Origin of the sequence: Conyzicola sp. (assembly GCF_046714715.1) — a bacterium.
In the GTDB taxonomy this organism is placed as follows: domain Bacteria; phylum Actinomycetota; class Actinomycetes; order Actinomycetales; family Microbacteriaceae; genus Conyzicola.
This window is the reverse complement of sequence record NZ_JBKKAD010000091.1, coordinates 1-7,289: the sequence shown is the minus strand read 5'-3', so window position 1 is coordinate 7,289 and position 7,289 is coordinate 1. Positions and strand designations below refer to the sequence as shown.

Annotated in this window: 10 protein-coding genes and 1 pseudogene; 6 read left to right on the top strand and 5 right to left on the bottom strand. The window is 68.5% G+C overall.

Annotation, left to right across the window (positions count from 1 at the left end):
* The 4 genes from ACLQ6X_RS07320 to ACLQ6X_RS07305 form a co-directional block, all read left to right on the top strand.
* Window positions 1-263: HAD hydrolase-like protein (locus ACLQ6X_RS07320; RefSeq protein WP_411699517.1), on the top strand; the 263-nt coding region annotated here is incomplete at its 5' end.
* Window positions 264-272: 9 nt separating this feature from the next.
* Window positions 273-926 (top strand): hypothetical protein, encoded by a 654-nt coding sequence (locus ACLQ6X_RS07315; protein WP_411699516.1) that lies wholly within the window; start codon window positions 273-275, stop codon window positions 924-926.
* Window positions 923-1,513, top strand: coding sequence for a hypothetical protein (locus tag ACLQ6X_RS07310; RefSeq protein WP_411699515.1), 591 nt, complete (start codon window positions 923-925; stop codon window positions 1,511-1,513). Before ACLQ6X_RS07315 ends, ACLQ6X_RS07310 begins: the two co-directional genes overlap by 4 nt.
* Window positions 1,510-2,052, top strand: coding sequence for a hypothetical protein (locus tag ACLQ6X_RS07305; protein WP_411699514.1), 543 nt, complete (start codon window positions 1,510-1,512; stop codon window positions 2,050-2,052). Before ACLQ6X_RS07310 ends, ACLQ6X_RS07305 begins: the two co-directional genes overlap by 4 nt.
* Here ACLQ6X_RS07305 and ACLQ6X_RS07300 read toward each other — a convergent pair.
* From ACLQ6X_RS07300 to pyrE, 3 genes are read right to left on the bottom strand one after another with little or no spacing between them, the layout of a single operon-like run.
* A complete protein-coding gene (locus ACLQ6X_RS07300; protein ID WP_411699513.1) occupies window positions 2,036-3,295 on the bottom strand; it encodes a hypothetical protein in 1,260 nt (419 codons plus the stop codon). The genes ACLQ6X_RS07305 and ACLQ6X_RS07300 overlap by 17 nt on opposite strands.
* A gap of 12 nt (window positions 3,296-3,307) precedes the next feature.
* Window positions 3,308-4,600 (bottom strand): hypothetical protein, encoded by a 1,293-nt coding sequence (locus ACLQ6X_RS07295; RefSeq protein ID WP_411699512.1) that lies wholly within the window; start codon window positions 4,598-4,600, stop codon window positions 3,308-3,310.
* Window positions 4,597-5,145: an orotate phosphoribosyltransferase gene (gene pyrE / locus ACLQ6X_RS07290; protein WP_411699511.1), complete on the bottom strand. Its 549-nt coding sequence runs from the start codon at window positions 5,143-5,145 to the stop codon at window positions 4,597-4,599. Before pyrE ends, ACLQ6X_RS07295 begins: the two co-directional genes overlap by 4 nt.
* Window positions 5,146-5,198: 53 nt before the next feature.
* Here pyrE and ACLQ6X_RS07285 point away from each other — a divergent pair, with 53 nt between their 5' ends.
* Window positions 5,199-6,038 (top strand): exodeoxyribonuclease III, encoded by an 840-nt coding sequence (locus ACLQ6X_RS07285; RefSeq protein ID WP_411699510.1) that lies wholly within the window; start codon window positions 5,199-5,201, stop codon window positions 6,036-6,038.
* Window positions 6,039-6,153: 115 nt separating this feature from the next.
* Here ACLQ6X_RS07285 and ACLQ6X_RS07280 read toward each other — a convergent pair whose 3' ends face one another.
* Window positions 6,154-6,471 carry a hypothetical protein gene (locus ACLQ6X_RS07280; protein WP_411699509.1) on the bottom strand — a complete coding sequence of 106 codons (318 nt, stop codon included), beginning with the start codon at window positions 6,469-6,471 and terminating at the stop codon, window positions 6,154-6,156.
* Between the two features lie 9 nt (window positions 6,472-6,480).
* The gene (locus ACLQ6X_RS07275) at window positions 6,481-6,954 is read right to left on the bottom strand and encodes an Lrp/AsnC family transcriptional regulator (RefSeq protein WP_411699508.1); all 474 of its coding nucleotides are present in this window, start codon (window positions 6,952-6,954) and stop codon (window positions 6,481-6,483) included.
* Between the two features lie 142 nt (window positions 6,955-7,096).
* Between ACLQ6X_RS07275 and ACLQ6X_RS07270 the strand changes: the two are divergent.
* Window positions 7,097-7,289 (top strand): annotated as a pseudogene (locus ACLQ6X_RS07270) (Glu/Leu/Phe/Val dehydrogenase family protein); the annotation flags it as partial.

Here is a 7,289-nt window from a genome sequence, read left to right as displayed (position 1 = left end):
ACGTGGTCGGCAAGCCGAACCCCATGATGTTCCGCTCGGCGATGAACAAGATCGGCGCCCACTCCGAGAACACCGGCATGATCGGCGACCGCATGGACACCGACATCGTCGCCGGAATCGAGGCCGGCCTGCACACGATCCTGGTGCTCACCGGCATCAGCGACCAGGCCGAGATCGACCGCTACCCGTTCCGCCCCGACGAGATCCTCGCGAGCGTCGCCGACCTCGTGAACCCCGAACCCATCGAATCCGACGAGATCTAGTCGCCCTCGTTGCCGAACCCGCCGGTCGAGTTGCGCTCCTGGCGCCAGCGCGCCCGCGGGCTGTACGACCGGCTGCCGACGAAATGGCTGATCACCGGCATCTCCGCCGTGCTGCTGGCGTTCTCCGCGGCGCTCGGCGGCCTGGACGCCGTTCCCGCCGAGCCGATCCCCGAGCTCGAGCCCGGTGACAGCTACGAGGCGCTGCAGCTCACCGTCACCGCCGAGCGGGCCTCGCTGATCGACGGTTTCCCCGAGCAGCTGGTCATGCCCGACGAGGGCAATCGGCTCCTCGTGGTCGTGGCGACGGTCGAGAACACCTGGGACGAACCCGTGCGCATCACCGAGGTCTCGGGCGCGGCCGACTCGCTTCTGCCGGTCGGCGTCGACTTCGCGGGCGATTCGACCGCCCCGTCGAGGATCATCGTCTTCGACGACGGGAGCACGGTCTCCACTGTGCAGCCGAACGTGCCGGTACGGGTCGCCTACGTCTGGGAGGTTCCGGCCGACGAGCTCGCCGACGGCGACGAGTTGCGCGTCGACATCCTCGACCGCGAGAACCAGGGCGAGGCGGCCGTGTACTTCGGCGACCGGTTCTCCGACTTCCACGTGGCTGCGTACGTCACTTTCACGGTCGAAGACCTCGGGGCAGGGGTGTCCGGATGACGCGTCCGACACCGCTCTGGCGGCACGTCGCCAACGGCGCCGGTCTCGTCGTCATCCTCGTGCTCGCCGGCGTGGTCGCGCACACGACACCGAACGACGAACAGCAGCAGGCGCCCATCCCGGTGCGCGGCCAGCTCGGCGAGACGCTCAGCGGCCGGAATATCGTGGCCACGGTCGACGAGGTGCGCGTCGCCAAAACCGTGGAGGCGGGCAATGGCTGGGCGGGCCCGACCACCGGCGTCTGGGTCGTCGTCGACGCGAGTGTCGAGTCGCGGATCTCCGGCGGCACGACCTTCGGCTACGCGCGGTTCACGGTGGGCGACGTCTCCTACAGTGCGTCCACCCGGCCCGACACGGCGACGATCGCCGCGATCCGCCTCAGCGCGGGTATTCCCTGGACGGGCCCGCTGATGTTCGAACTGCCCGCGGCGCTCCTCTCGAGTGATGCCGCGCGTCACGCCGAGCTGCAGCTCGCCGTCTCCTCCGACCCGCGTGCCGACTCCATGATCGTCATCCCGGTCGATCTGCACGCCATCGAGGTCGCGTCGGTTATCGAGACCGACCTGCCGGTCTGGGGTGCGCGATGAAGCCGTGGCTGCGCCGCAACTGGATCGGTCTCGTCGCCGTGGCCGTGCTGTTGCCCGCCACCGTCGGCATCACCTTCGCGACCGAGTGGACCCAGTACTTCGGCGGCCGAGCGAGCGCCCCTGTCACGGTTGACGCTGGCGACACCGCCGAGTTCGCGCAGGCCCGGTGGAGCGTCGACAGCACGCAACGCATCTCGGCGTCGAGCGCCGAGGGCGAAAAGATCGGATTGCCGGCCGGCAGCGACCTCGTGGTCGTCACCGTGCGGGTATCGCCTGCCGGCGACGCGGAGCCGCCCGGCTGCCAGGTGCAGCTCGAAGAGTTCGATGGCGGGTCCGTCTCGCGCAGCTGGGACGACGCGGCGACCGATCCGATCGACTACGACCCGTCAGAGGGCACCGCGTCGATTTGCCCGACCGACGCGGTCGCACCCTACGTGTTGGAGTCGACCTTCGTCGTCGCGAGCGACGCGAGCGACGACCTCGCGCTAGCGGTCACCGTGCCGAGCGAACTGCCGCGGTACCTCAGCTTCCGGCTGTAGCAGCGCCGGGCACGGCCGCAGCGTCGCGCCGCTCTTCCAGCTTGCGCAGGCAGAAGTCGTATCCGGCGGCGATGAGGCAGATGCGCAACGGTTCGATGATGGCGTCGATGCCGAACCCCAGGATCCGGTCGAAGCTTCTCCACCACTCGTTCACGTCGTGCGCGCCGATGAGCTGCACACCGGCGAGGAACCCCCACGAGGTCGCCGCCTCGAGCAGCGTGTACGCCAGAACGAACACGCCCATCGGCAGGACCCCGGCGCGCCAGATGAGCACGAGGGCGTTGCCGAGCGGGCGCCACCGGCCGGCGAAGTCGTTGCCGACGTCGGTGAAGCGGCGGGTGACGGCCGTGGGCAGGGTGGCGAACCGGGTGCGTGCGGAGTCGACGTAGCGTCCGCGCGGCCGGAACCCGACCGGTTGGGCGGCGAGCGCGCGGCCGTAGACGATTCCGGCGAGAGCCAGCCACGACAGGGGAAGCAGAACCAGCGCGCCCGTCTCGGCTATCGCCCACTCGATCCCGTTCCAGATCCACCCGACCGGCGCGAACACCCCGGTGATGTCGGCGCGCACCGAGGCCACCCATTCCACGGCGGCGCGTGAGGAGACCCACGAGTTCACGTCGCCGATGTAGTTGCTGACGAGCAGCACCGACAGGTAGACCCACACCGCCTCGAGATACACGGCGACGATGGGCGTCCACTTGGGCAGCTTCGATCGGTACCGCTTGATGAGGTACCGACCGGCGAACGCCAGCACGATCGCCGTGATCGATGCCCAGTTCAATCGCAGGTCGATTACGGCACCGCCCGGCGTGTAGTCCGGGTCGAAGACGTTCATCTTCTCGAGCGCAGACACGGTATAGGCGAGGGTGTCCTGGCCCAGGAACTGCCAAGCGGCGTAGAACGCGAAGAAGGGCAGGATGCTGACGAGGAAGATGTCGTAGATCCGGGTTGCCCTGCCGCCGCCCTGCGCCGTGCGGTCGACATCGTCGAGGCCGCTCTCTTTCAGCTCGCTGAACGCGGGCATCGAGTCGCGCAGCACCAGGAACATGCCGATGAAGCTCGCGAGCCTCGCAAGAATGGCGAGAGGCATCAACAGCAGGCCGAGCAGGGCGTTCGTCGACCCCAGGGTCGCCGCGAGTTCGATCACCAGGTAGCGGCCCAGCCACCCGGCGAGGTACCAGGCCAGCAGCACCGGCCAGCGCGCGGCCGCGAGGCGCAGCGTCTGGGTGATGATCGAGAACACTGCGCCTGCCTCTTACGGTTCCTGCGACGGAACGACGGGAATGACCGGTGCGGCGCGCGGCGGCATGGAGACTCCCACCGTCATGGGTTCGCCCGACGACCGGCTGACGAAGCAGAAGTAGTTGCGGTTGCCGCTCGCCCAGTCTTCCTCGGTTCCGGCATAACTCGACGAGATCTGAATGTCATCGAACTGGCTGGCGGCGGCGTAGTCGATGTTCTCGGGGCTGGAGCAAAGCAAGTTCATGCGCGCCTGCAGGGCCTCGAGACCGGGGAAGGCGTCGACCGCGGAGTCGTCGAAGCGGCCGCGGTAGACCAACTGGCCGCCGTGCGGGGTCGAGCAGTCGACGACCGTGTACTCGCTCTCCCACGCCGAGACGAAGGGTTCGAGGCACTCGGTGCCGAGCAGCTGCTTCCACTCGTGCGTGCCCGGGTCGACCGGTCCTAGGTCTGCGACGGGCACGACCGGCGCCTCGGCGGTCATGCTCGGTGCCGGTGTGGAGCTCGCAGTGCGCGAGGAGGTCGCGTCCGCGGCGGGAGACGCCTCGTTGAGCCGGGTACCCAGGAAGAACAGCCCGACGAGCGCGAGCGCGGCGCCGAGGCCGGCCGCGATGCCGACGAGCACCCGCTGGCTCTTCGGCATGGGTGCGCGCGGCCCCTTCGGCGCGGGCGGCTTCGGCCGTGCGGGCGGCGCGATCGCCACCAGCTCGCGCGACGTGACGGGAATGACCACCGGCACCGGAGCGTCGGTGTACTCGTGGAACTTCTCCGCGCCGAACAGCGCGTCGATCGCGGAGGTGGGAGCGGACTCGCCCGCCGGGGCGTCCATGCCGACCGCTTCGGCGCCGAGCACCTCGGTCGCGCCGTCGAGCGCCGGGTCGAACGCGGGCGGCTGCTCCCACGGCAGAGCACGGCCCTCGTGGTAGACGGGGGCCCGGAGCGGGTCGACCGGCGGGGGCGGCGGCGCGCGGAAGTCGAACGCCGCGGTCGGCTCGCCGTCATCGACGCTGTCGTCGACGGGAAGGCGGATCGGGTTGGTCTCGGTGGGAGGGTTGGTCTCGGTGGGTGGGTTGGTCTCGGTGGGTGGGTTCGCCGCGGCGGGTGGGTTCGCCTCAGTGGGCGGGTCGGGCTCCGTGGCGGCGGCGATCATCTCGGTCTGGTTCAGAGCGAGGAAATGCCCCAGGTCGAGCGGGGCAGCCGGTGTGCGTTCCGGCTCCGTGGCATCCGGGTCTTGCTTCTTCCCGACTTCTCCCCCGGGGCGCAAACCCCAGGGAAAACCCTCGCCAGGGGTCGAATCGTCGTCGCTCATTCGAGGCCGAGATCGCCCAGACCGATGGCTGAGTAGTAGGGGTAGCCGGCGGCCTCGATGATCTCTTTGGCACCGGTGGCGCGGTCGACGACCACGGCCACGCCTGCGATAATCGCGCCGACCTTGAGCAGCGCCTCGATGGCCTTGAGCGGCGACCCGCCCGTGGTCGAGGTGTCTTCGAGCACGATGACGCGCTTGCCCTCGAGGTCGGGGCCTTCGACCTGGCGGCCGCGGCCGTGGTCCTTGGGCTCCTTGCGCACGACGAAGGAGTCGTAGCTGTGACCCATGGCGATGCCCTGGTGCATCACGGCAGACGCGATGGGGTCGGCGCCCATGGTGAGACCGCCGACGGCCGTGACATCCGGAATCTCGGAAATGAGGTCGACCATGACCTGTCCGATGAGCGGGGCGACACGGTGGTCGAGGCTCACGCGGCGCATGTCCACGTAGTACGTGGCCTTCTTACCGCTGGTAAGGGTGAAGTCTCCGTGGAATACGGCGTCAGCCTTGATGAACTCGATCAGTTGGGTACGCGCGTCAGTCACAGGCTCAAGACTACTGAGCCTCGCGGCCGTGGTCGAACGGTAGCGTTGGGGGCATGCGTGTAGCCACCTGGAATGTGAACTCGATCCGTGCCCGCGTCGACCGCACCGTCGACTGGATGGTGCGCGAAGACGTCGACGTGCTCGCGATGCAGGAGATCAAGTGCAAGCCCGAGCAGTTTCCGTACGAGCAGTTCACGGCGGCCGGCTACGACGTGCAGCTCACCGGGCTGAACCAGTGGAACGGCGTCGCCTTCGCTTCGCGGCTTCCGATGACGGATGTCGTGACGCAGTTCGACGGACAGCCCGGCTTTCTGAAAGGTGCGGAAGGCCCCGACCAGCCGATCGAGGCACGGGCGATCGGCGTGACCGTCGACGGCGTGCGCCTGTGGAGCCTGTACGTGCCGAACGGACGTTCGCTCGACGACCCGCACCTCGTCTACAAGCTCGACTGGCTCGCCAAGCTGAAGCAGGAGACGGCGCGCTGGCTGGCCGCCAACGACGGCGCCCCCCTCGCGCTGATGGGCGACTTCAACATCATCCCCACCGACGACGACAACGGTGACCCGACGATCATCGTCGGCCAGTCGACCCACGTCTCGCCCGAGGAGCGCGCCGCCTTCGCCGCGTTCGCCGACATCGGCCTGGTCGACACCGTGCGGCCGTTCGTTCCCGAGGGCTACACCTACTGGGACTACAAGCAGCTGCGCTTCCCGCGCAACGAGGGTCTGCGCATCGACTTCATCCTGGGCTCGCAGTCGTTCGCCGACCTGGTGATCGCCGCGAGCATCCACCGCAACGAGCGCAAGGGCGAGGCGCCGAGCGACCACGTGCCGGTGCTGGTCGAGCTCGACGACGTACTGGGCGACGACGACGACCGGCCGATGATCTTCTAGCCCGTATTCACGCGGGTTGAGCTCGTCGAAACCCCTCGCTCGACATGACGCGGGCCGCCCAACCCGCGAGTTTCTCCTGTTGAGCGTGCGCCAGCGCGGATTCGTCCTGTCGGCGTCAGTCGCCTCCACCACCGCCACCGCCGTCGCCTCCGCCGCCCCCGTCGAAGCCGCCGCCGTGGCCGTGGTCGCCGTGGTGGTGCCCACCCCCGTCGCCGTAGACGAAGGGCGTTCCCGCGCCCCCACCACCGTCTCCGGAGCCCGCTCGGTCGCCGCCTCGGCTGCCCGCGAGCGTGAACCGCAGCAGGTCGACGAGGCCGCCCACGACCAGCCCGATCCACACCATGTGCCAGCCGACATTCACCGGACCCGCGATAACTATTCCGACGACGAGCCCCGCGATGAGGGCCCACGGCACGAACCGTCTCTTCTTCATAGCGCCACGCTAGCCCCGCGACACCCCTTCATGTAAGAGATGCTCGAATCGGTACTCCAGCAGCTCGCGCAGCACGATCGACGTCGCCGTGCGGTTGATGCCGCGGCAGCCCTTGATGCGCTTCGTGATGTCGTAGACGTGGTCGGCGTCACGCGCCACGATCTGGATCATCAGGTCGTTCTCGCCCGCGAGCCCCACGCACTCGATCACCTCGTCGATGCCGGCCATGTCGACCATCATCTCGTCGAACTGGTCTTGGTCGACCTCAGCGGTCACGAGGGCCCGCATCGGCAGCCCCAGCGCGGCAGGAGACAGCCGCACCGAGTTCTTGCGCAGCACGCCTTCGCGCGTCAGCCGGTCGAGCCGGGCGTGCACTGTTCCGCGGGCGAGGCCGAGGTTCAGGGCGATCAGTTGAACGGATGCCCGTGGGTCGTCGTCGAGGGCGGCCAGAATCCGGCGGTCGGTTGCGTCGAGAGCGGTCATGCTGGCCAGTGTATGCCGGTGAATCGGAGTCTGGTTGAACAGATTGTGCAGTGCGAAGCAGAACTCTTGTTGCAGACGACGGATGCTGCTGGAATTACCGTCACTACCGCCCAGTTATGCACATCCACAGAAACGATCGACGATGACCGCTGTTTTGCCCACCCGAACCACCACCGACGACACCCTGGCCTTCGATCACGAGCGGGTCGTGGCCGCCACCGGGGCACGCTCGGGCCTGGCGATGATCGTCGCGGTGCACAGCACGAAGCTCGGTCCGGCGCTCGGCGGGTGCCGGCTGTGGTCGTACGACTCGTGGGCCGACGGCCTGGCCGACG